Below are 20,585 nucleotides of genomic sequence, written 5' to 3' on the forward strand. Positions count from 1 at the left end.
TAGCAGAATTTTGTGTTTGATGAAAATGCGTTAACTTGATCCACGGCCGGCAGCATGGCTTACATGACCGCTTAATTGACAAATTCGTCCGCCAAAGGTCGCCGCATGCCCGATATCACCCCTGCGCCGCGCCGGCGCCCGCTTTGGCGCCTTTTCCTCATGCCCGTTCTGCTGCTCGTCGCCGCCGCGGCATGGAGCGCATTCTGGTTCTTCGCCGCCTCCCAGGTCGAGGTCAAGGCCGACGCCTGGCGCGCCCAGGAGGCGAAATCGGGCCGGGTCTATGACTGCGCCAAGCGCTCGGTGGCCGGCTTCCCGTTCCGGCTCGAAATCAGCTGCAGCGGCGCCAGCGTGACGCTGAGGTCGCAGACCGCGGAGCAGGCCGCATCGCGCGCCGCACCGGTCACCGCCAGGCTCGGCGAAATCCTGGTGGTGGCGCAGATCTACGATCCGAAAAAGGTGATCGCGGAATTCACCGCGCCCGCGACCCTTTCCGACCGCGGCGGGCCGGCCTCGATGATGGTGAACTGGAGCAAGGCGCGCTCCAGCGTGGTCGGACTGCCTGATATCCCGCAGCGCGCCTCGATCGTGTTCGACGACCCCTCGATCGACCGCGTCAACGCTGCAGTGCAGACGCCGCTGGCGCGCGCCAAGCTGGTCGAGCTGCACGGCCGCCTCGCCGAGGGCTCGGCGCTGGATCGCCCCGTGATCGAGACCGTGCTGACGGTCCAGGGCGGCAGCGTAGAGGAGGTTCATCCGCTGTTGGCGGCGCCGTTCGACGCCGACGTCCGCGCGATGCTGAGCGGGTTGAAGGATTTCTCGCCAAAACCCTGGCCCGAGCGGTTTCGCGAAATTCAGGCCGCCGGCGGCCGCGTCGAGATCGTGCAGTCGCGGATTGCGCAGGGCGATTTGGTCGCGGTTGCGGCCGGCACCCTCGGCCTCAGCGCCAATGGCCGCATCGACGGCGAATTGCAGATGACGGTCGCCGGAATCGAGAAGGTGATTCCGGCGCTGGGCATCGAAAAAATGCTGGAAGAGGGCGTGCCGCAGGCAACGCTCGACCGAGTCGCGCCCGGGGTCAGGAGCCAGGATGTCAGCAACCTGCTCGGCGCGCTCGACCGGGCGATCCCCGGCCTCGGCAAGGTGGTCAAGCAGAACGCCAATGTCGGCGTCGCCGCCGGGATCAATGCGCTCGGCAAGGAGTCCGTGCTGGAAGGCAAAAAGGCGCGGGCGTTTCCGCTGCGCTTCGTCGACGGCGCGGTGTTTTTGGGGCCGCTGAAGGTCGCGCAGATTCCGCCGCTGTTCTAATTGAAGCGTCAGGAGCGAGGGTGTCATGCGCGGGCTTGACCCGCGTACCCATCTCACTTCGCAAGAAGATGGATTGCCGGATCAAGTCCGGCAATGACGCTCAGGCCTTCTTCCCCAGATGCGCATGCGGGCGGCCGAAATCCGGCGCCGCCGAATCCTGGCCGATCTCGACGATGCCGCGGCGGATCGCGCGGGTGCGGGTGAAATGCTCGAACAGCGCCTCGCCGTCGTTGCGGCGGATCGCGCGGGTCAGCTTCGACAAATCCTCGTTGAAGGTGCCGAGCATTTCCAGCACCGCGTCCTTGTTGGCGAGGAACACGTCGCGCCACATCGTCGGATCGGAAGCCGCAATGCGCGTGAAGTCGCGAAAGCCGCCGGCGGAGAACTTGATTACTTCCGACGAAGTGACCTGGGCGAGTTCGTCGGCGGTGCCGACGATGGTGTAGGCGATCAGATGCGGCAGGTGGCTGGTGATCGCCAGCACCAGATCGTGATGGTCCGGCGTCATGATCTCGACCCTGGCGCCGAGCGCGGTCCAGAACGCGCGCAGCCGCTCGATCGCGCCGGAATCGACGCCTGCCGGCGGGGTCAGGATGCACCAGCGGTTGATGAACAGTTCGGCGAAACCGGAATCGGGGCCGGAGTGTTCGGTGCCGGCGACCGGATGCGCCGGCACGAAATGCACGCCTTCGGGCAGATACGGCGCCATGTCGCGCACGATCGCGCCCTTGACCGAGCCGACGTCGGAGACGATGGCGCCGGGCTTGAGATGAGCGGCGATTTCCTGCGCGACCGGTCCGCAGGCGCCGACCGGGATGCAGAGGATGACGAGATCGGCGTCTTTGACGGCTTCGACGTTTGTCTCGACCACGCGGTCGACGATGCCGAGCTCGGCGACCCGCGCCCGGGTCCTGGCCGAGCGCGCGGTGGTGACGATTTCTCCCGCCAGCCCCTGTTCGCGCGCGGCGCGTGCGATCGAGCCGCCGATCAGTCCGAAGCCGATCAGCGCGATCTTGTTGAAGTGCGGCGCGGCGCTCACTTGCGCGCCACGAAGTCGCGCAAGCCCTCGACCACCAGCCGATTGGCCTCTTCGGTGCCGATGGTCAGGCGCAGAGCGTGCGGCAGCCCGTAATTGTTCAGGCCCCGCAGCACCAGTCCGCGCCTGGTGAGGAACGCGTCGGCCTCCGCCGCGGTCTGCCCCTTCTCCGGCGGGAAGTGGATCAGGATGAAGTTCGCCACGCTCGGCGTCACCTTGAGGCCGAGTTTTGTCACTTCTTCGGTGAGCCAGGTGCGCCACTTCTCGGTGTGCGCCTTCGACATCTGAATGTGCGCGGTGTCCTCGATCGCCGCCACCGCCGCCCGCATCGCCGGCGTCGAGACGTTGAAGGGGCCGCGGATGCGATTGACCGCATCGACGATATTGGCCGGCCCGAACATCCAGCCGATCCGTAACGCGGCGAGGCCGTGGATCTTGGAGAAGGTGTGGGTCATCACCGTGTTCTCGGTGGTCGCCACCAGTTCGATGCCGATCTCGTAATCGTTGCGCGACACGTAGTCGGAATAGGCGGCGTCGAGCACCAGCAGCACATGATCAGGCAATCCGGCGCGCAGCCGCTTGACCTCGTCGAACGGCAGATAGGTCCCGGTCGGGTTGTTGGGGTTGGCGAGCCACACCAGCTTGGTGCGCGGCGACACCCGCTGCAGGATCGCATCGACGTCGGCGGTGAAATTGGTTTCCGGCGCCACCACGTTGATGGCGCCGTTCGCCATGGTCGCGATCGGATACACCAGGAAGCCGTGGGTGGTGGAGATCGCCTCGTCGCCGTGGCTGAGATAGGTGTGCGCCAGCAAATTGAGAATCTCGTCGGAGCCGGCGCCGCAGATGATGCGGTCGGGATCGAGCCCGAAGGCGCGGCCGATCGCTTCGCGCAAGATCCGCGAGGTGCCCTCCGGATAGTCCTCCAGATGATCGGCGGCTTGCTTGTAGGCTTCGACCGCCTTCGGCGAAGGTCCGAGCGGCGTCTCGTTGGCCGACAGCTTGAACACCTTGCGGCCCGGCTCCGCCACCGGGCTTTTGCCCGGCGTGTAGGGCGCAATTTCGAGGATGCCGGGATTCGGCACGGGACGGGACATCTTCAACTCCGGAAGTCTGGGGGCGGCTCTCAGGACACGATTTGAGGCTAAGCCTGATGCTTGGCGGCCCCGTTCGGGGGCACCGTATAGCGCGTTGCGTGGCTGCCGACGAGAGCCGATGAGCGCACCGAAGCGCCGGCCTCGATCATGGCTGCCTTGATCTTTTCGAGGCTGGCGGCGCCGGAAACCGACACCAGCAGCGCCGCGCCGTCGAAGGCGGTGTCCGGCACCGCGACGATCTCGGCCAGCGGCGACAGCGCGCGGGCGATCTCGGCGTTCCAGCCGGACACCCTCACGCTCCAGGTCTCGACCTCGGTCACCATGGCGCTGTCGGCGACGCGCGATACCACGAACACCGGCAGCGCGGCCGGATGGTCGGCGCGCTCGAGGAACGGCAGCCGTGCGATGATCTTCGGCGCGCCCTCGGCCTCGAGCGCGATCCACCATGGGGTGCGGCTCGACGTGGCCGGGACCAGCGCCAGATCGCCCTTCGACTTCGCCACCGCCTCGACGGCGGCCTGGGCGCTGAAATGCGAGACATAGGGCACGACGAATCCGAAATGAAACCGCGCCGAATCCCGCATCGCGGATTCGCCGACGGAAACATCCGCATGCACCGAAAACGGCGCTTGTACGAAGGTGAACGTCGAGATGATAACGCGCCAGATGCTCTCGATGGTGTCGATCGGCAGAATGCCGCGGTGACGCTCGACCAGACGCCGCATCATCGCGGCCTCGCGCGCCGGACGGAACGCCGAACCGACCTCCTGGGTCTGCTTGACCTGGATCAGCCGGTCGATGATGTCGCCACGCGCCATCAGCAGGCGGTGGACCTGTTCGTCGATGCTGTCGATCTCTTGGCGCAGCACTTCGAGCGAGGGCGGGGCAGGGGGCGATTTGGACATCTTGAGGGACCCGGCGAGAGCTTTATCTTCCTCATCCCCGCGTAACGGCGACTTCGCCGTTATCGCTCGAGAAGCGGCCTCCTGGCCGCGTCGCGAAGGATGAGAGTCTGTTTTCCCCCATGGTTCGAGACGGCGCAAGGGCGCCTCCTCACCATGAGGGACCACCCGTGCAGGGTTAACCAAGGACTTGCCTTGACGAAAAGCTCAACCGGGACTAGCTTTAGCCCACTCCGTGGTCATTTGAGCCGGCCGGCTTGCAGCCACGTTAAACAACTCGCTAAACAGGCCGGGGACAGAAGTGATCCCGGTCGAACTTATGTTCAGGCCGGGTTTTTTTTGGCCTGATTTCCGTGGTGGTCTCGTAAAGCCGCCTTCAGGAGGTCGGTATCAAGATGGTGAATTTGCAGTCGATACCCAGTCCCGCGATCCTCACCGAGGACCGCGCGCATGAGGCGGACCATCCGAGTTCGCTGCTGGCGGCGTTCGGTGCGGACCAGCCATTGAAGCTCGATTGCGGCATCGATCTTTCGCCGTTCCAGATCGCCTACCAGACCTATGGCGAGCTCAATGCTGATCGCTCAAACGCCATTCTGGTCTGCCATGCGCTGACCGGCGATCAGCATGTCTTCAACGTGCATCCGGTGACCGGCAAGCCCGGCTGGTGGGAGACCATGGTCGGTCCCGGCCGTCCGCTCGACACTGACAAATATTTCATCATCTGCTCGAACGTGATCGGCGGCTGCATGGGCTCGACCGGCCCGGCCTCGACCAATCCCGCCACCGGCAAGGTATGGGGGCTGGATTTTCCGATCATCACCATCCCCGACATGGTGCGCGCGCAGACCATGCTGGTCGATCGCCTGGGGATCGATACGCTGTTCTGCGTGGTCGGCGGCTCGATGGGCGGCATGCAGGCGCTGCAGTGGACGGCGGCCTATCCGAAGCGGGTGTTCTCGACGCTGGCGATTGCCTGCAGCACGCGCCACTCGGCGCAGAACATCGCGTTTCACGAACTCGGGCGCCAGGCCGTGATGGCCGATCCGGACTGGCATCACGGGCGCTACTTCGAGCAGGGCACCCATCCGCATCGCGGCCTCGGGGTCGCCCGGATGGCCGCGCATATCACCTATCTGTCGGACGCAGCGCTGCACCGCAAGTTTGGGCGGCGGATGCAGGACCGCGACCTGCCGACCTTTTCGTTCGACGCGGATTTTCAGGTCGAAAGCTATCTGCGCTATCAGGGCTCGTCCTTTGTCGAGCGCTTCGATGCCAACAGCTATCTCTATCTGACCCGGGCGATGGACTATTTCGACATCGCCGCCGATCACGACGGCGTGCTGGCGCAGGCGTTCCGTGGCATCCAGACCCGGTTCTGCGTGGTGTCGTTCACCAGCGACTGGCTGTTCCCGACCTCGGAGTCGCGCGCGCTGGTGCATGCGCTCAACGCCTCCAGCGCGCGGGTGTCGTTCGCCGAGATCGAGACCGACCGCGGCCACGACGCCTTCCTGCTCGATGTGCCGGAATTCTTCGACATCTCCCGGGCCTTCCTGGAATCCGCGGGGACCGCGCGCGGCCTGACCAGAGCGGGGGGCTGACATGAGCCTGCAGCAACAGGTCCTGCCGCTCGCGATCGTTCCGCCGGACACCGGGCATTATCGCGGCGATCACCTGCTGGTCGCCGAGATGGTCGAGCGCGGCTCGAAGGTGCTCGACGTCGGCTGCGGCGAAGGCGATCTCCTGCAACTGCTCGAGACCCGCGGCATCGACGGCCGCGGCATCGAGTTGTCGCGCGAGGGCGTCAATCGCTGCGTCGCCAAGGGTCTGGCGGTGGTGCAGGGCGACGCCGACACCGACCTCATCAACTATCCCGACGACGCCTTCGACTATGTGATCTTGTCGCAGACCCTGCAGGCGACCCGGCAGCCGCGCGTGGTGCTGGAAAACCTGCTGCGGATCGGGCGCCGCGCCATCGTCTCGTTCCCGAATTTCGGGTTCTGGAAGATGCGCCTGCAGCTTTTGGTCGGCGGCCACATGCCGCGCACCGAAAACCTGCCCGCCACGTGGTACGACACGCCGAACATCCACTTCTGCACCATCAAGGATTTCGTCCAGCTCTGCGGCGAGATCAACGTCAAGATGGAGCGCGCGGTTGCGCTCGACATGTATGGCAGGCCGTTGCGGGTCAATCTGCCCTGGTGGTTCTGGAACATGTTCGGCGAGCAGGGCGTGTTCCTGCTGAGCCGCGCGGAGAAGGGACGGTAGGGCCAGTCGTCATTCCGGGATGGTCCGAAGGACCAGACCCGGAATCTCGAGATTCCCCGATGTGCAATTGCACATCTGAGGTTCGCGCTGACGCGCGCCCCGGAATGACGGTTCAAGCCATCGACCTCGGATCGCGCACCGGCCAGCGGCCGGCTTCGGCCAGCGCGATGAAGCGCTCGACCATTTCGTTGAACAGTGCCGGCTCCTCGAGATTGAGCACGTGGCCTGATTTGGGAAAGATCGAAAGCCCCGCCGCCGGCAGGTGCTTCTTCAAAAACAGGCTCGGCTCGACGCAATTGTCGTCCTCGTCGCCGCAGATGATCAGGGTCGGCGTCGGCACTTTCCGGATCGCCTCGGTCATGGTGTAGATCGAGGGCCGGCCGCCCTGAAAGCTGCGCATGGTGTTGGCCGAGCCCCTGGCATCGTGCCGCGCCAGCGAAGCGTAGAAATCGGCGTGGCCGCGCGGGTCCTTCAGCAGGAACGGAATCCGGCTTGGCGCCTCGCGCGTCGCCTTGGCGACTTCCGCCGAGCCGATCGTCTCGTATTGTTCGCCATTGGCCTGGCATTGCCTGCGGAACGCTTCGAGGTTTTCGAGGCTCGAGCCGGCGCCGACCGCGGCGAGCGTCAGCGACAATGCGCGCTCCGGGTTGTTCAGGCCGATCTGCAGCGACGAATAGGAGCCCATCGACAGGCCGACGAAATGCGCCTTTGCGATCTTGAGGTGGTCGAGCACGGCGAGCGCGTCGGTGTAGAAATGCTTGTAGGTGTAAACCTCCTTCGACGGCGGCACGTCCGAGGGGGTGTAGCCGCGGGCGGAATAGGCGATGCAGCGGTGGCCGCGCGAGAAATAGCGCATCTGCGGCTCCCAATTGGTGTGGTCGGCTGCGAACTCGTGCAGGAAGATGACGGGCGTTCCCTGGCCGGCTTCCTCGAAATAGAGCCGGACATTGTCGCTGGTGACGGCATAGGGCATTTGAAGAATTCCTCTCTTGGGCCGAAGCGAAAATCGCGAGTTCATGCTCGCGGCGGCAATGAGGCGGGAACCCGGTTCCCTCGTCAAGGAATCATCGCGGAATCACCCCAAAACCGTTCTTGCACCGCCGCATCGCGTCTTGCTCTCGCCACATCGCACCTCGCATTACGACCCCGGACGTGGGCTCGGATGGGCCGACGGGAATTGGGGGTGTGTCATAGAGGATCGAGTTGAGTATGGTTCAGTTGTTTGCGTTCTGCCGGTCGCTTCGTAAGGTTTCCCTGCACGCTGCGGCACTGGCTTTGTGTTCCGCGGCAGTCGTCGCATCGGTTACCCCGGCTTCGGCGAGGCCACACCACAGCGCTGCGCAGCAGGCGCGCGCGCATCACGCCGGCCATCACGCCCACCATCATTATCGACACAATCGGCATCGGCACATCGCCCGCGGATCGCGCTGGGAGCGCGGCGTGGCGAAAATGCAGGCGCGCGGCCTTGCCGACGCCAATGCCGGCATCGCCTCCGGCGCGATGGCCGCGCCGGCCGGGTTCGGTTCATCCGATGTGGTCGCCGAGGCGCGCCGCCATCTCGGCGGCAATCCAACCGGCCGCGGCAGCCTGTGGTGTGCCCGGTTCATGAACATGGTGCTGGAGCGGTCCGGCCACCGCGGCACCGGCTCGGACATGGCGCGTTCGTTTGCCAGCTACGGCCAGCGCGTCTCCGGTCCCCAGGTCGGCGCCATCGCGGTGATGGGACGGCGCGGCGGCGGCCATGTCGGCGTCGTCAGCGGTATCGACGCCCACGGCAATCCGATCGTGGTGTCCGGCAACAACGGCAACCGGGTCCGGGAAGCGCCGGTCTCGCGCGGCCGGATTTATGCCTATGTGATGCCGAACTGAGGCAGGCGAGGCGACCCCGGGCGCATTGGCTAGCCTCGCACTGCGCTCCTGTAGGCAGCCGAAAGTGCGGCAAGCGCATCGCGCGGCCGGCCGTGCTTGACCCTCGAGTGAAGCAGAACCGGCAAGCGCGGTAGATCGGGAAGCCCGAGCTTACGGCCTACGTCAACGGCTCCAAACGGCAGCATGCGCGGAGCCAACGCAGCAACGCCGAGCCCGGCCATGACGGCCGCAGCGACCGCCGCAACGCCGCCGCCGACGAAAATTTCCGTCCAGGGCACGCCCGCCGCATCGAGAAGCTGCCCCGCCATCGCACGCACGCCGCAAGGCGCTGCCATCGTGGCAAGCGGCAGCGGCTCGCCCGCGCGATGCTGCCAGCCTGGCGCTGCGAACCAGCCGAATTTTTCTTCGGCAAGAATTTTCCCGTCGTTCCGCCCGGCATGCAGGCGGACGATCACCGTGTCGAGTTCCCGCCGGTCGAAGCTTTGAAGCAGGTCGCCCGAAGATCCGATCCGGATTTCGATCAACAGCTGCGGGTCTTGCGCGTTCATGCGTGCGATCAGCGCGGGGAGCTCCGGCCCCGCAACATGGTCGCTGATGCCGATGGTGAGGCGCTGCCGGGCTCCGGCAAATTCGGCGAGCGCGCGATCGTGTACCTCCAGGAGTTCGCGAGCGCGTTCGAGGAAGGCTTCGCCCCGCGCCGAAAGCTGCACGGACCGCGGCGTCCGCTCGACGAGTCGGCAGCCGAGCTTCGCTTCGAGCCGCTTCAGCTTCAAGCTGACCGCGGCCTGAGTCGTCCGCATGGCTTCAGCCGCGCGCGTGAAGCTCTCGAGCTCGGCGATGCGCACGAAAGCCTCTACGGCATCCAGGTCGAGGGGACGTTCGATCATTTCCAGACGTTATCGCTGATATCAATATTCATAGCGTACCAAAATAGTCAGGCGGCACCTAATGTAAAGCCAGGACAAATGGAAAGGACCCGCGATGCCGCTGCTTCACATCTCACTGCGCGCCGGAAAGCCGGAAGCCTACCGGCAGGCGATCTTCGACAGCCTCTACCGCGCGATGCGCGAAACGCTCAACGTGCCTGAAGACGACCAGTTCATGACCATCAGTGAGCATGACGCCGCGAACTTCCGCTACGGCGCTGCCTTTGGCATCGCCCGGAGCGACGATCTCGTGTTCATCCGGATCACCGTGTTCAACACCCGCACCGCGGAACAGAAGAAAGCGCTGTTCCGGCGGATCGCGGAACTGCTCGGCGAAAGCCCCGGCATCCGGCCGGAGGACGTGTTCGTGAACATTGCCGACGCCGGGAAGGAGAATTGGTCGGTCGGCAACGGCCTCGCGCAATTTGCGTGAGGCGATGCGATGTTCATAACGCAGCACACCCACCGGCTGTCAGCAGCCTCCCGATCCGGCAAGTGGAACTGATCGAACAACGACGCCGGAATTGTGTCGAACTTCTCGCGCTTGGCTGCGCGCCCCGTTCGCTCGCAATGACGTGGGATAGGTCGCCGAATTGCCTCACAACAATTCCGGCTGCTCCGCCGCGATCGCATCGCCGACGGCAAGGCTGCCGCCCTCGATCACCTCGGCATAGATGCCGCATTCGTTGTGGCCGAGGCGTCGCATCAGCGCCTGCGGGATTTCGAGGTCGCGCGCGGCGGTGTCGGGATCGACATTGATCGCCGCGCAGCGGGTGATCCGTTTCATGACCTTCAGCCTGATGTCGCCGATGGCCAGGGTGCGGTCGAGCAGATCGAATTCGTGCCAGGCCGGCCAGCCCTCGACATAGAGGTTGGCGCGAAACCGCAAGGGATGCACCGGCTGGCCCACGATGTTCTCGATCGCCCGGAGGCTGCCGAGATTGATGATGGAGACGACCTTGCGGGCGACATCCGAAAAACTGTGGCCCTTGCTCGACAGCAGCTTTGGCGGGCCCTTGATCGAGCCGGCATGGCTTTCGGCAAAGAATCGCTCGATGGCGGCGCGGCCGTCGGCGGTTTCGAGATTGCCCTGGGCGGCGATCGCGCCGTCCTTCCGGCCGATGGTCAGGACGTTGCTGGCGTCGTCGAAATGGCTGTGCAGCGCCGCCAGCCATTCGTCCCGCATCAGCATCAGGAAGTAGGCCTTCACCATCCATTTCGGAGCGGCGGGATCGAAGCCGCTGGGGCCGTTTTCGATGGCGTAGCGGCGATCGGCCGGAAAGGTCTCGCCGACGCGCAGGGCGACGTGCGGCAGTGGTTCCGGGGAGAGGCCTTTGACGGGATAGCGGTAAAGGCTGGCGATCCGGGCGGGCGGGGTGCGTGACATGCGGCTTCCTTAAGAGATTCCTTAGGCCGGCGCCACCGCACACGAATTTGTGAACCTGCCCCTTCCGTTCAGGGAAACCGCTTCCCACATTTGCCCCAAGCCGTCGGGAAGCCGCCGGCGACGCGGCCGCGGCCGGTTGAGACATGTCAATACGACCAGCGGAAACCCAATGAAGATGCGGCGACCGTGCCTTAGGGGCGGAGCGGCAGGCTGAGGGAATGACCTGATGAATATCGAAAAATACACCGAGCGTGCGCGCGGTTTTATCCAATCGGCGCAATCCCTGGCGGTGCGCGACGGCCACCAGCAGTTTTCGCCGCTGCATATGCTCAAGGTCCTTTTGGACGACAGCGAGGGCCTCGCCGGCGGCCTGATCGACCGCGCCGGCGGCAATTCGCGCGCCATCCTCAAAGCGACCGAAGACGCCCTCAACAAGCTGCCGAAAGTCTCCGGAAGCGGCGCCGGGCAGGTCTATCTCGCGCCAGAGCTCGCGCGCGCGTTCGACGCCGCGGAAAAGGCCGCCGAGAAGGCCGGCGACAGCTTCGTCACCGTGGAACGGCTGCTGCTGGGACTGACGCTGGAGAAAAGCAGCGAGGCCGGCAGCATTTTGAGCAAGGGCGGCGTCACGCCGCAAAATCTCAACGCCGCGATCGAATCCCTGCGCAAGGGCCGCACCGCCGACAGTGCGACGGCCGAGAACGCCTATGACGCCTTGAAGAAATATGCCCGCGACCTGACTCAGGCGGCGCGCGACGGCAAACTCGATCCCGTGATCGGACGCGACGAGGAAATCCGCCGCACCATCCAGGTCTTGTCCCGCCGCACCAAGAACAATCCGGTGCTGATCGGCGAGCCCGGCGTCGGCAAGACCGCGATCGTCGAGGGCCTGGCGCTGCGGATTCTCAATGGCGACGTGCCGGAAAGCCTGAAAGACAAGAAGCTGTTGTCGCTCGATATGGGCTCGCTGATCGCGGGCGCGAAATACCGCGGCGAGTTCGAGGAGCGGCTGAAGGCCGTGCTCCAGGAAGTCACCTCGGCCGAAGGCGGCATCATCCTGTTCATCGACGAGATGCACACCCTGATCGGGGCCGGCAAGGCCGACGGCGCGATGGATGCGTCCAACCTCCTGAAGCCTGCGCTGGCGCGGGGCGAACTGCACTGCATCGGCGCCACCACGCTCGACGAATACCGCAAGCACGTCGAAAAGGACGCGGCATTGGCGCGCCGGTTCCAGCCAGTGTTCGTTTCCGAGCCGACCGTCGAGGACACCATCTCGATCCTGCGCGGGTTGAAGGACAAGTACGAACAGCACCACGGCGTGCGGATCACCGATTCCGCACTGGTGGCGGCGACCACGCTGTCGAACCGCTACATCACCGACCGCTTCCTGCCCGACAAGGCCATCGACCTGATGGACGAGGCGGCGGCGCGGCTGAAGATGCAGGTCGATTCCAAGCCGGAAGAACTCGATTCGATGGATCGGGAAATCATCCGGCTGAAGATCGAGCAGGAAGCGCTGAAGAAGGAAACCGATACCGGCTCGAAGAGCCGCCTGCAGACGCTGGAGAGGGAACTCGCCGAGCTGGAAAAGCAGTCGGCCGACCTGACCTCGCGCTGGAGCGCGGAGAAGAACAAGCTCTCGAACGCGCAAAAGCTGAAAAGCGAGCTCGACGCGCTTCGCATCGAACTCGCCAACGCGCAGCGCCGCGGCGAATATCAGCGCGCGGGCGAGCTGGCCTATGGCCGGATCCCCGAACTCGAGAAGAAGCTTGCCGATATCGAGGCCAAGGAAAACCCCGGCGAGATGATGGAGGAAGCCGTCACGGCCAACCACATCGCGCAGGTGGTGTCGCGCTGGACCGGCGTGCCCGTCGACAAGATGCTCGAGGGCGAAAAGGACAAGCTCCTGAGGATGGAGGACATGCTCGGCAAGCGCGTGGTCGGCCAGGCCGAAGCCGTGCATGCGGTTGCGACCGCGGTGCGCCGTTCGCGCGCCGGCCTGCAGGATCCGAACCGCCCGATGGGCTCGTTCATGTTCTTAGGGCCGACCGGCGTCGGCAAGACCGAACTGACCAAGGCGCTCGCCGAATACCTGTTCGACGACGAGACCGCGATGGTCCGGCTCGACATGTCCGAATACATGGAGAAGCATTCGGTTTCGCGGCTGATCGGCGCGCCTCCGGGCTATGTCGGCTATGACGAGGGCGGCGCGCTGACCGAAGCGGTGCGGCGGCGGCCTTATCAGGTGGTGCTGTTCGACGAGATCGAAAAGGCCCATCCCGACGTCTTCAACGTGCTCCTGCAGGTGCTCGACGACGGCCGCCTGACCGACGGTCAGGGCCGCACCGTCGATTTCCGCAATACGCTGATCATCATGACCTCGAACCTCGGTTCGGATTTCCTGGTCAACCAGCCGGAAGGCGAGGACACTTCGGCGGTGCGCGAGCAGGTGATGGGCATGGTACGGGCGCATTTCCGTCCCGAATTCCTCAACCGCGTCGACGAGATCATCCTGTTCCACCGCCTGCAGAAGAGCGAGATGGGCCGGATCGTCGAGATCCAGTTCGGCCGGCTGACCAAGTTGCTGGAAGACCGCAAGATCGTGCTCACGCTCGATGCCGCGGCGCGCGACTGGCTCGCCGCCAAGGGCTGGGATCCCGCCTATGGCGCCCGGCCGCTGAAGCGGGTGATCCAGCGCAACCTGCAGGATCCGCTGGCGGAGATGATCCTGGCCGGCGAGGTCACGGACGGCGATCGCGTGGTGATTTCGACCGAAGGCAACGTGTTGACCTTCAACGGCAAGGCGCCGCAAACCGCCGAGATCGCGCAGTTCGAGACGCCGGTCCCGAAGCGCAAGCTGAATTGAAACGTATGCCCGGACGCAGCGCGGCTGCGCCGGGCATGCACTTCTAGATGACGACAGGTCCGGCTTCCTTGTCGTAGTCCTCGTCAGGCTCGAGTGCCGAAAGAATATCGATGAGCTCACCGACGCGCCCGCCCGCCAGCGGCTTGCCGGCGTTCATCAGCGGTTCGTCATTGACGAGCCAGGCTTGAGCCTCGGCCAGTTCGTCCGCCGTCGCGCCGGTTCCGATGATTTCGGCAATCGTCACATCGTCGGCCCCGGGGACCGCCCTGATCACGTCGTCACGCGTGAGACGTCTCATGGTCTTCATCCCTCAGGTCCTGCCCGCCGCTACGTAGCTGCGGGCAGGAGATTGAGCCTCAGCGGTTCGTGGTGAGCCGCCGCGGGTGTTGCGACGTCATCCAGAGCTCGATGGCGGCGAGGATGGCAACGGCCGCGCCGACGATCGCATGGATCGTCATCGCAGTGGTTCCCTGGAAGCCCAGCACCCAGGGCGAGACCAGTACCCACAATCCGACAACGAGGTTCAACCACTCTTCCCAAACCGCGAAGGCCGCAAGTGCGGCGATAGCCAGCACGGCGATCACGATTCCCGAGATATAGGCGTTCTGGGAGGCCATTCCGGCATCGAATCCGAACGCCAAAGGTGAGAAGAGCAGAAATGCGCCGAGGACGAGGTTCGCGACGTCACACAGTTTTGCGTTTGTCCAGTTCTCCATGTCACACCTCCATTTGAAGGCATTCCCGGTGAATCAAGTGGACAGTGGCCGCCGGAGTTCCAGGCCGCTTCCCTGAAATTTGATCGAATACGGTGCCGGCCCCCGGCTGCGGGAACTCGGGGCGCGCAGCGCGACCGATTTCAGGTGGTGCAGATTTTATGGACGCTCAGCGGTTGCTGACCTGCCGCACCTGCGGCGTGCCGACGGCGGCATCGGAGACGCGTGCTGCGCCGTTGCGGTTGTTCATCTGGACATCCAGGCGGTCGCGCTCCTTCTCGAAGCTCGCCATCAGCGGCCCGTCGAGCGAGCGGCCGCGCGGCAGCTTGATGCGCATCGGATCGACGAAGCGGCCGTTGACCAGAATTTCGTAGTGAACGTGGGCGCCGGTCGACATGCCGGTCGATCCGACGAAGCCGATCACCTGGCCCTGCCGCACCCGCTTGCCGGGCTCCATGCCCTTGGCATAGGCCGACATGTGGCCGTAGGCGGTCTCGTAACCGTTATTGTGCTTCAGGCGGACATATTTGCCGTAGCCGCCTTCCCAGCCGACCCGTTCGACCACGCCGTTGCCGGAAGCGAAAATCGGGGTGCCGTAGGGCGTGGCCCAGTCGACGCCGGTGTGCATCTTCACATAGCCGAGGATCGGATGGCGGCGCCCGCCGAAGCCCGAGCGCATGATCGCGTTGTTGACCGGTTTGCGCACCAGGAACTTCTTCGCGCTCTTGCCGCTCTCGTCGTAGTAATCGACCACCGCGTCGTCGGGGGTCTGGAAGCGATAGTATTTCTTGGTCTCGCCGCCGACAGTGAGGGAGGCGAACAGCACCTCGGTCTTCTCGGTGATGGTGGCGCCTTCGTCCTCGCCGGCGAAGAACACGTCGAACGAATCCCCGGGCTGAACCTTGCGCTGGAAATCGACGTCGTAAGAGTAGATGCGGACCATGTCCTCGATGACGTTCGGCGGCACCTTGTTGCGCAGCGCGGTCTCGTAAATGCTCTGATAGAGCCGCACGCCGCTGCCGTCATCGTCGTCGTCGTCGTCGGCCGCGGCGGTCTCGGTGACGGTGTTCATGCTCTGCACGTCGACCGCGACGTATTTGCCGAGATCGGACAGCGCGGCGACGGCTTCGATGGTGGATTCGTTGGCGACGATTACCCGATAGGGCTGCAGCCGCTGGCCGGGGCCGGCAGGCGCCATCAGGATGCGCAGCTTCTGGCCTTCCTTCAGTCCGCCGTCGCGACCGCGGGGGCCGAGCGTGGCGGCGATGGATTTCGCCTCTTCCGGGGTCGCGCCCTGATCGCGCAGGATCGATTGGACGGTGTCGCCCTTCTTGACCACATGAACGCGTTCGCCGTTCGGATTGCCGCCGGTGATCTGATCCTTGGTCTTCGGCAGCAGCGTGACGTTTTCCGGGACCACGCGGGTTTCAAAGCCGGCATAGGGATCGGCGGTGACGTTGCCCTCGGTGGCGTAGGCCAGCTTGATGTCGGGTTTGGCGCCGGAGACGTCGGCAGTGGCGAGGGCGGTGTAACGCACCCCGCTGTTGCCGCGCCAGCTCGAGGCATCGCGCACCCGCATGATCACCTCGTCGAGCGCGACCACCGCGGCGAGCTTCGCCTTGGGCAGGATCGGCGCCAGGTCCTTGGTGACGAACGAGACTTCGGCGTCGGGTTCAACCGCGTCGGGATTATTCGGATCTTCCGCGGCTGCGGGGACGGCGGCGCCGACGTCGGTCAGCATGCGCTGGGCGTTGAATGGCGGGATCTTGGCGCTGAGGTCGCTGGTGGACAGCGACAGATTGCCGGAGATGCGGATGAACGGCCGTACCCGCATCACGTCGCGGTTGCCGACGCGGGTGACCGTGGAAACCCGCACCACGTTGCGGGCGGCGGTCGATTCGCTGGGCGGCGGCAGACGATCGCTCTTGTGCAGGGTGGCATTCTTGTCGTTGGCGCCGAACGCGCCGCGCAGCGCGCCCTCGACCCGTTCCGGCACCTTGGCAAAGGTCATTTCGCCGTCGAGCGACGCAAAAACGGCGCCGCCGATGAGGGCTGCGCCGCACAGACCGGTCAGAATCGTGCCGCTGAACCACTGCACGGAGACACGGCGGCGGTCGATCACCGCGGCCTCGGAGCCATCGACGGAAAGCGGCGGCTCGTGACCGAGATCGATGATCCCGGTCTCGCGTCCGTAGCCGCCCCCGCGTGACGTCCTTTGGTTCAACCCAGTGTCCCCCCACATTCCATCAACATTCGACAAGACCTTGGCTCTTCCATGACCCGGTTCGCCCTCTCAAGAGGGGGAGATTCGGGAGCACGGCGTGCCACACGCATAAATGTCCGGGATTCAGAGGCCAAACGGCCGGCCGGGATCTCGAACGATAATGGTGTGCAAATCTCTCGATGTTCTCGGCCGCAAGGGAAAGGCGACGGGTTCGTTAGAGATCGCCGGTTCCCTGGTAGATGAACGCCGGCAGCCCCCACTGGCTTCAGGCGATTCAATGCCTACGTATAGCCAGATCGTCGCAGGATTGTGGCTCAAGTACGGCGCAAAGTCCCGAAAAATGGAGACTTCTTCGCGGTGCAGGATTCTCTGACCCGATGCGACGATTTGTTGACAACGACCGTTGACAAGCCCGATCGGGGGGGCTTATAACCCGACCACTGAGCGCGGCGCTGCATTGGCCCTTGGCCAAGGCAAGCTTTCGCGCCCGTGATGCTCCTCACTAAGATGAGTGAATCAACAGCCGATAGTCATCGGTTGTTATTTGTCGTCGAATGAGAGTCTCGCGAACCTTCCAGAGATGGAAGTGGGGTTTTCGGACCCCGGGCTGTTTGACAAGTGAAGATGAAGAAAGAGAAACGTGGACGGCGGAGTCCTTGCGAGTCTCGATTACTTGAGAACTTCGGTTTTCTAGTATCGAGGCTGGACGAAAGACTTCGGCGGTACACGTTTTAAAGGTTACACCATCGTCGTCAGCGATGTGAATCGCGGGCGATAAATATGGTGGGACCTCGTCAAAACGTTGTGATCAGCCGGTTTAAAGTTTCAAGTCCAACTTGAGAGTTTGATCCTGGCTCAGAGCGAACGCTGGCGGCAGGCTTAACACATGCAAGTCGAGCGGGCGTAGCAATACGTCAGCGGCAGACGGGTGAGTAACGCGTGGGAACGTACCTTTTGGTTCGGAACAACACAGGGAAACTTGTGCTAATACCGGATAAGCCCTTACGGGGAAAGATTTATCGCCGAAAGATCGGCCCGCGTCTGATTAGCTAGTTGGTGAGGTAACGGCTCACCAAGGCGACGATCAGTAGCTGGTCTGAGAGGATGATCAGCCACATTGGGACTGAGACACGGCCCAAACTCCTACGGGAGGCAGCAGTGGGGAATATTGGACAATGGGCGAAAGCCTGATCCAGCCATGCCGCGTGAGTGATGAAGGCCCTAGGGTTGTAAAGCTCTTTTGTGCGGGAAGATAATGACGGTACCGCAAGAATAAGCCCCGGCTAACTTCGTGCCAGCAGCCGCGGTAATACGAAGGGGGCTAGCGTTGCTCGGAATCACTGGGCGTAAAGGGTGCGTAGGCGGGTCTTTAAGTCAGGGGTGAAATCCTGGAGCTCAACTCCAGAACTGCCTTTGATACTGAGGATCTTGAGTTCGGGAGAGGTGAGTGGAACTGCGAGTGTAGAGGTGAAATTCGTAGATATTCGCAAGAACACCAGTGGCGAAGGCGGCTCACTGGCCCGATACTGACGCTGAGGCACGAAAGCGTGGGGAGCAAACAGGATTAGATACCCTGGTAGTCCACGCCGTAAACGATGAATGCCAGCCGTTAGTGGGTTTACTCACTAGTGGCGCAGCTAACGCTTTAAGCATTCCGCCTGGGGAGTACGGTCGCAAGATTAAAACTCAAAGGAATTGACGGGGGCCCGCACAAGCGGTGGAGCATGTGGTTTAATTCGACGCAACGCGAAGAACCTTACCAGCCCTTGACATCCCGGTCGCGGATTCCAGAGACGGAATCCTTCAGTTCGGCTGGACCGGAGACAGGTGCTGCATGGCTGTCGTCAGCTCGTGTCGTGAGATGTTGGGTTAAGTCCCGCAACGAGCGCAACCCCCGTCCTTAGTTGCTACCATTTAGTTGAGCACTCTAAGGAGACTGCCGGTGATAAGCCGCGAGGAAGGTGGGGATGACGTCAAGTCCTCATGGCCCTTACGGGCTGGGCTACACACGTGCTACAATGGCGGTGACAATGGGACGCTAAGGGGCAACCCTTCGCAAATCTCAAAAAGCCGTCTCAGTTCGGATTGGGCTCTGCAACTCGAGCCCATGAAGTTGGAATCGCTAGTAATCGTGGATCAGCATGCCACGGTGAATACGTTCCCGGGCCTTGTACACACCGCCCGTCACACCATGGGAGTTGGTTTTACCTGAAGACGGTGCGCTAACCCGCAAGGGAGGCAGCCGGCCACGGTAGGGTCAGCGACTGGGGTGAAGTCGTAACAAGGTAGCCGTAGGGGAACCTGCGGCTGGATCACCTCCTTTCTAAGGATGATCCTTCAGATCGGCTCACGCCGTTCTATCGGATCGTTTTAGAAACATCAGGGGCCAGCAATTTCAGGATTGTTGAGCTCCATTGGCGGGATTTCGCCGTCTTCGTTTCTCTTTCTTCGCGGACGAACACGCGCCAGGGGCTGCGCTTGTGCGATGCGTTGGCGTTGAGCCGGCGCGCGCGAGCAAGTTCCCTCGTGTTAGGGGCTTGTAGCTCAGTTGGTTAGAGCGCGCGCTTGATAAGCGTGAGGTCGGAAGTTCAAGTCTTCCCAGGCCCACCACTTTGATCGAGCGTGTCATCTCTTCAGGGAGATGCGTCTCAATGATCGACGTAAGCATTCGTCTTCTGGTACGGGGCCATAGCTCAGCTGGGAGAGCGCGTGCTTTGCAAGCATGAGGTCGTCGGTTCGATCCCGTCTGGCTCCACCAGATGGAATTGAGGATCGACACAGCGCCTCCTGATTGAAGCGCCTCTGATTGAGCGCCTCTGAGCAGAGTGGCTCAAGATAATCGTCCGCGAAACATCACTTCGCACGTTGCGTCCCTAGCGGGATGCGGGTGCGGGATTTCTGACATCGTAAAGAGGAGATTGATCCGAGTTTGGGATCTCGCGAAGCAATTCGCGGCATTCCAATCACTATCTCCGGGACGTTTCGGCGCCCGTTCATCGCAAGATGATCGGGTTGTAAATGTCCTTGTTGGTGAAGCTTGACCGCCTCATCATCGGGTTGATCTTACGAAGCAAGCTGGTCTTTCTAATCAGTGTCCAGCCGCATGCAGCATTCATCGAGGGTGCGCGCCTCAGGGTTTCGATCCCAGGGCAAGTGTGCGGACTACATTCTGCCGAGTGTGTGGACATTGATAATGAGAGCAATCAAGTGCCTTAAGGGTGTTCGGTGGATGCCTTGGCGCTGAGAGGCGATGAAGGACGTGCTACGCTGCGATAAGCCGTGGGGAGCTGCGAAGAAGCTTTGATCCACGGATTTCCGAATGGGGAAACCCACCTTCGATAGCTGGAACTCCAAGGCCTTGTGTCCTGGGGTTCATGCAGCAATGTGTGAGACCAAGCCGCGAGGTTTTGGATTTCCAGTTATCAAGTGAAGGTATGAAACTTCTGAATTCATAGGAGGTTTTAAGCGAACCCAGGGAACTGAAACATCTAAGTACCTGGAGGAAAGGACATCAACAGAGACTCCGTTAGTAGTGGCGAGCGAACGCGGACCAGGCCAGTGATACATCAAAGACAACCGGAACCTGTCAGGAAAGCAGGGCCTCAGAGGGTGATAGCCCCGTACGGGTAATGCGATGATGTATCCTTGAGTAAGGCGGAACACGTGCAATTCTGTCTGAACGTGGGGGGACCACCCTCCAAGCCTAAGTACTCCTCAGCGACCGATAGTGAACCAGTACCGTGAGGGAAAGGTGAAAAGCACCCCGACGAGGGGAGTGAAATAGACCTGAAACCGGACACCTACAAACAGATGGAGCCCAAGATACGTTCTGGGTGACATCGTACCTTTTGTATTATGGGCCAGCGACTTAATTTAACGAGCAAGCTTAAGCCGATAGGCGTATGCGCAGCGAAAGCGAGTCTGAATAGGGCGCCAAGTTCGTTGTATTAGACCCGAAACCTAGTGATCTAGCCATGAGCAGGTTGAAGGTGAGG

At 63.0% G+C, this 20,585-nt stretch carries 15 protein-coding genes, 2 tRNA genes, 2 rRNA genes and 1 riboswitch (1 of these 20 only partly in view); of the genes, 10 read left to right on the forward strand and 9 right to left on the reverse strand.

Annotated features, from left to right (window positions below; genetic code table 11):
* Positions 1 to 105 precede the first annotated feature (105 nt).
* Positions 106 to 1,305, forward strand: a complete 1,200-nt coding sequence (locus KMZ68_RS04670) for a DUF2125 domain-containing protein (protein WP_215614714.1) — start codon at positions 106 to 108, stop codon at positions 1,303 to 1,305.
* 100 nt (positions 1,306 to 1,405) lie between these two features.
* On the opposite strand, the gene KMZ68_RS04675 is transcribed toward KMZ68_RS04670, so the two are convergent.
* Genes KMZ68_RS04675 through KMZ68_RS04685 form a run of 3 tightly spaced genes read right to left on the reverse strand, consistent with a single transcriptional unit; the run spans position 1,406 to position 4,343 of the window.
* Positions 1,406 to 2,344 carry a prephenate/arogenate dehydrogenase family protein gene (locus KMZ68_RS04675; RefSeq protein WP_215614715.1) on the reverse strand — a complete coding sequence of 313 codons (939 nt, stop codon included), beginning with the start codon at positions 2,342 to 2,344 and terminating at the stop codon, positions 1,406 to 1,408.
* Positions 2,341 to 3,438 (reverse strand): histidinol-phosphate transaminase, encoded by a 1,098-nt coding sequence (gene hisC / locus KMZ68_RS04680; protein WP_215614716.1) that lies wholly within the window; start codon positions 3,436 to 3,438, stop codon positions 2,341 to 2,343. The genes KMZ68_RS04675 and hisC overlap by 4 nt, the downstream gene beginning before the upstream one ends.
* A 47-nt stretch (positions 3,439 to 3,485) precedes the next feature.
* A complete protein-coding gene (locus KMZ68_RS04685) occupies positions 3,486 to 4,343 on the reverse strand; it encodes a chorismate mutase (protein ID WP_215614717.1) in 858 nt (285 codons plus the stop codon).
* A 222-nt stretch (positions 4,344 to 4,565) separates the two neighbouring features.
* A riboswitch (SAM riboswitch) is annotated at positions 4,566 to 4,645 on the forward strand.
* A 90-nt stretch (positions 4,646 to 4,735) separates the two neighbouring features.
* Here KMZ68_RS04685 and metX point away from each other — a divergent pair.
* The gene (gene metX / locus KMZ68_RS04690; RefSeq protein ID WP_215614718.1) at positions 4,736 to 5,938 is read left to right on the forward strand and encodes a homoserine O-acetyltransferase MetX; all 1,203 of its coding nucleotides are present in this window, start codon (positions 4,736 to 4,738) and stop codon (positions 5,936 to 5,938) included.
* 1 nt (position 5,939) lies between these two features.
* Positions 5,940 to 6,605, forward strand: a complete 666-nt coding sequence (gene metW / locus KMZ68_RS04695) for a methionine biosynthesis protein MetW (RefSeq protein WP_215614719.1) — start codon at positions 5,940 to 5,942, stop codon at positions 6,603 to 6,605.
* 112 nt (positions 6,606 to 6,717) lie between these two features.
* Here metW and KMZ68_RS04700 read toward each other — a convergent pair whose 3' ends face one another.
* Positions 6,718 to 7,578: an alpha/beta fold hydrolase gene (locus KMZ68_RS04700; protein WP_215614720.1), complete on the reverse strand. Its 861-nt coding sequence runs from the start codon at positions 7,576 to 7,578 to the stop codon at positions 6,718 to 6,720.
* Positions 7,579 to 7,814: 236 nt separating this feature from the next.
* Between KMZ68_RS04700 and KMZ68_RS04705 the strand changes: the two genes are divergently transcribed.
* Positions 7,815 to 8,474: a TIGR02594 family protein gene (locus KMZ68_RS04705; protein ID WP_215614721.1), complete on the forward strand. Its 660-nt coding sequence runs from the start codon at positions 7,815 to 7,817 to the stop codon at positions 8,472 to 8,474.
* Between the two features lie 29 nt (positions 8,475 to 8,503).
* Here the strand turns inward: KMZ68_RS04705 and KMZ68_RS04710 are convergent, their stop codons facing one another.
* Entirely contained in the window at positions 8,504 to 9,361 is an 858-nt protein-coding gene (locus tag KMZ68_RS04710; RefSeq protein WP_215614722.1) for a LysR family transcriptional regulator, read from the reverse strand.
* A gap of 94 nt (positions 9,362 to 9,455) precedes the next feature.
* Here KMZ68_RS04710 and KMZ68_RS04715 point away from each other — a divergent pair, with 94 nt between their 5' ends.
* Complete coding sequence (locus tag KMZ68_RS04715) at positions 9,456 to 9,833, forward strand: tautomerase family protein (RefSeq protein WP_215614723.1); 378 nt, start codon at positions 9,456 to 9,458, stop codon at positions 9,831 to 9,833.
* A gap of 165 nt (positions 9,834 to 9,998) precedes the next feature.
* Here KMZ68_RS04715 and KMZ68_RS04720 read toward each other — a convergent pair whose 3' ends face one another.
* The gene (locus KMZ68_RS04720) at positions 9,999 to 10,787 is read right to left on the reverse strand and encodes an MOSC domain-containing protein (protein ID WP_215614724.1); all 789 of its coding nucleotides are present in this window, start codon (positions 10,785 to 10,787) and stop codon (positions 9,999 to 10,001) included.
* 226 nt (positions 10,788 to 11,013) lie between these two features.
* On the opposite strand from KMZ68_RS04720, the gene clpB reads away from it, so the two are divergent.
* The gene (clpB, locus tag KMZ68_RS04725; RefSeq protein ID WP_215614725.1) at positions 11,014 to 13,653 is read left to right on the forward strand and encodes an ATP-dependent chaperone ClpB; all 2,640 of its coding nucleotides are present in this window, start codon (positions 11,014 to 11,016) and stop codon (positions 13,651 to 13,653) included.
* A 43-nt stretch (positions 13,654 to 13,696) separates the two neighbouring features.
* Here the strand turns inward: clpB and KMZ68_RS04730 are convergent, their stop codons facing one another.
* The 3 genes from KMZ68_RS04730 to KMZ68_RS04740 all read right to left on the reverse strand — a co-directional run bounded on the left by KMZ68_RS04730 (position 13,697) and on the right by KMZ68_RS04740 (position 16,590).
* Positions 13,697 to 13,951 carry a hypothetical protein gene (locus tag KMZ68_RS04730; protein ID WP_215614726.1) on the reverse strand — a complete coding sequence of 85 codons (255 nt, stop codon included), beginning with the start codon at positions 13,949 to 13,951 and terminating at the stop codon, positions 13,697 to 13,699.
* Positions 13,952 to 14,009: 58 nt separating this feature from the next.
* Positions 14,010 to 14,369 carry an SPW repeat protein gene (locus KMZ68_RS04735; RefSeq protein WP_215614727.1) on the reverse strand — a complete coding sequence of 120 codons (360 nt, stop codon included), beginning with the start codon at positions 14,367 to 14,369 and terminating at the stop codon, positions 14,010 to 14,012.
* A 166-nt stretch (positions 14,370 to 14,535) separates the two neighbouring features.
* Positions 14,536 to 16,590, reverse strand: coding sequence for a M23 family metallopeptidase (locus KMZ68_RS04740; RefSeq protein WP_215614728.1), 2,055 nt, complete (start codon positions 16,588 to 16,590; stop codon positions 14,536 to 14,538).
* Between the two features lie 832 nt (positions 16,591 to 17,422).
* Between KMZ68_RS04740 and KMZ68_RS04745 the strand changes: the two genes are divergently transcribed.
* The 4 genes from KMZ68_RS04745 to KMZ68_RS04760 form a co-directional block, all read left to right on the forward strand.
* Positions 17,423 to 18,913 (forward strand): 16S ribosomal RNA (locus KMZ68_RS04745).
* Positions 18,914 to 19,123: 210 nt separating this feature from the next.
* Positions 19,124 to 19,200, forward strand: a tRNA-Ile gene (locus KMZ68_RS04750).
* 72 nt (positions 19,201 to 19,272) lie between these two features.
* Positions 19,273 to 19,348 (forward strand) — tRNA-Ala (locus KMZ68_RS04755).
* A gap of 443 nt (positions 19,349 to 19,791) precedes the next feature.
* A 23S ribosomal RNA gene (locus tag KMZ68_RS04760) occupies positions 19,792 to 20,585 on the forward strand (it continues 2,052 nt past the right edge of the window).
* The 16S and 23S rRNA genes sit together here with 2 tRNA genes alongside, the layout of an rRNA operon.

This window comes from Bradyrhizobium sediminis (assembly GCF_018736105.1).
In the GTDB taxonomy this organism is placed as follows: Bacteria; Pseudomonadota; Alphaproteobacteria; order Rhizobiales; family Xanthobacteraceae; genus Bradyrhizobium.

Bases quoted from the DNA above. Each gene is read 5' to 3' on its own strand.
- KMZ68_RS04670 (WP_215614714.1), top strand. From the start codon at position 106: ATGCCCGATATCACCCCTGCGCCGCGCCGGCGCCCGCTTTGGCGCCTT.
- hisC (WP_215614716.1), bottom strand. From the start codon at position 3,438: ATGTCCCGTCCCGTGCCGAATCCCGGCATCCTCGAAATTGCGCCCTAC.
- KMZ68_RS04685 (WP_215614717.1), bottom strand. From the start codon at position 4,343: ATGTCCAAATCGCCCCCTGCCCCGCCCTCGCTCGAAGTGCTGCGCCAA.
- metX (WP_215614718.1), top strand. From the start codon at position 4,736: ATGGTGAATTTGCAGTCGATACCCAGTCCCGCGATCCTCACCGAGGAC.
- metW (WP_215614719.1), top strand. From the start codon at position 5,940: ATGAGCCTGCAGCAACAGGTCCTGCCGCTCGCGATCGTTCCGCCGGAC.
- KMZ68_RS04700 (WP_215614720.1), bottom strand. From the start codon at position 7,578: ATGCCCTATGCCGTCACCAGCGACAATGTCCGGCTCTATTTCGAGGAA.
- KMZ68_RS04705 (WP_215614721.1), top strand. From the start codon at position 7,815: ATGGTTCAGTTGTTTGCGTTCTGCCGGTCGCTTCGTAAGGTTTCCCTG.
- KMZ68_RS04710 (WP_215614722.1), bottom strand. From the start codon at position 9,361: ATGATCGAACGTCCCCTCGACCTGGATGCCGTAGAGGCTTTCGTGCGC.
- KMZ68_RS04715 (WP_215614723.1), top strand. From the start codon at position 9,456: ATGCCGCTGCTTCACATCTCACTGCGCGCCGGAAAGCCGGAAGCCTAC.
- KMZ68_RS04720 (WP_215614724.1), bottom strand. From the start codon at position 10,787: ATGTCACGCACCCCGCCCGCCCGGATCGCCAGCCTTTACCGCTATCCC.
- clpB (WP_215614725.1), top strand. From the start codon at position 11,014: ATGAATATCGAAAAATACACCGAGCGTGCGCGCGGTTTTATCCAATCG.
- KMZ68_RS04730 (WP_215614726.1), bottom strand. From the start codon at position 13,951: ATGAGACGTCTCACGCGTGACGACGTGATCAGGGCGGTCCCCGGGGCC.
- KMZ68_RS04735 (WP_215614727.1), bottom strand. From the start codon at position 14,369: ATGGAGAACTGGACAAACGCAAAACTGTGTGACGTCGCGAACCTCGTC.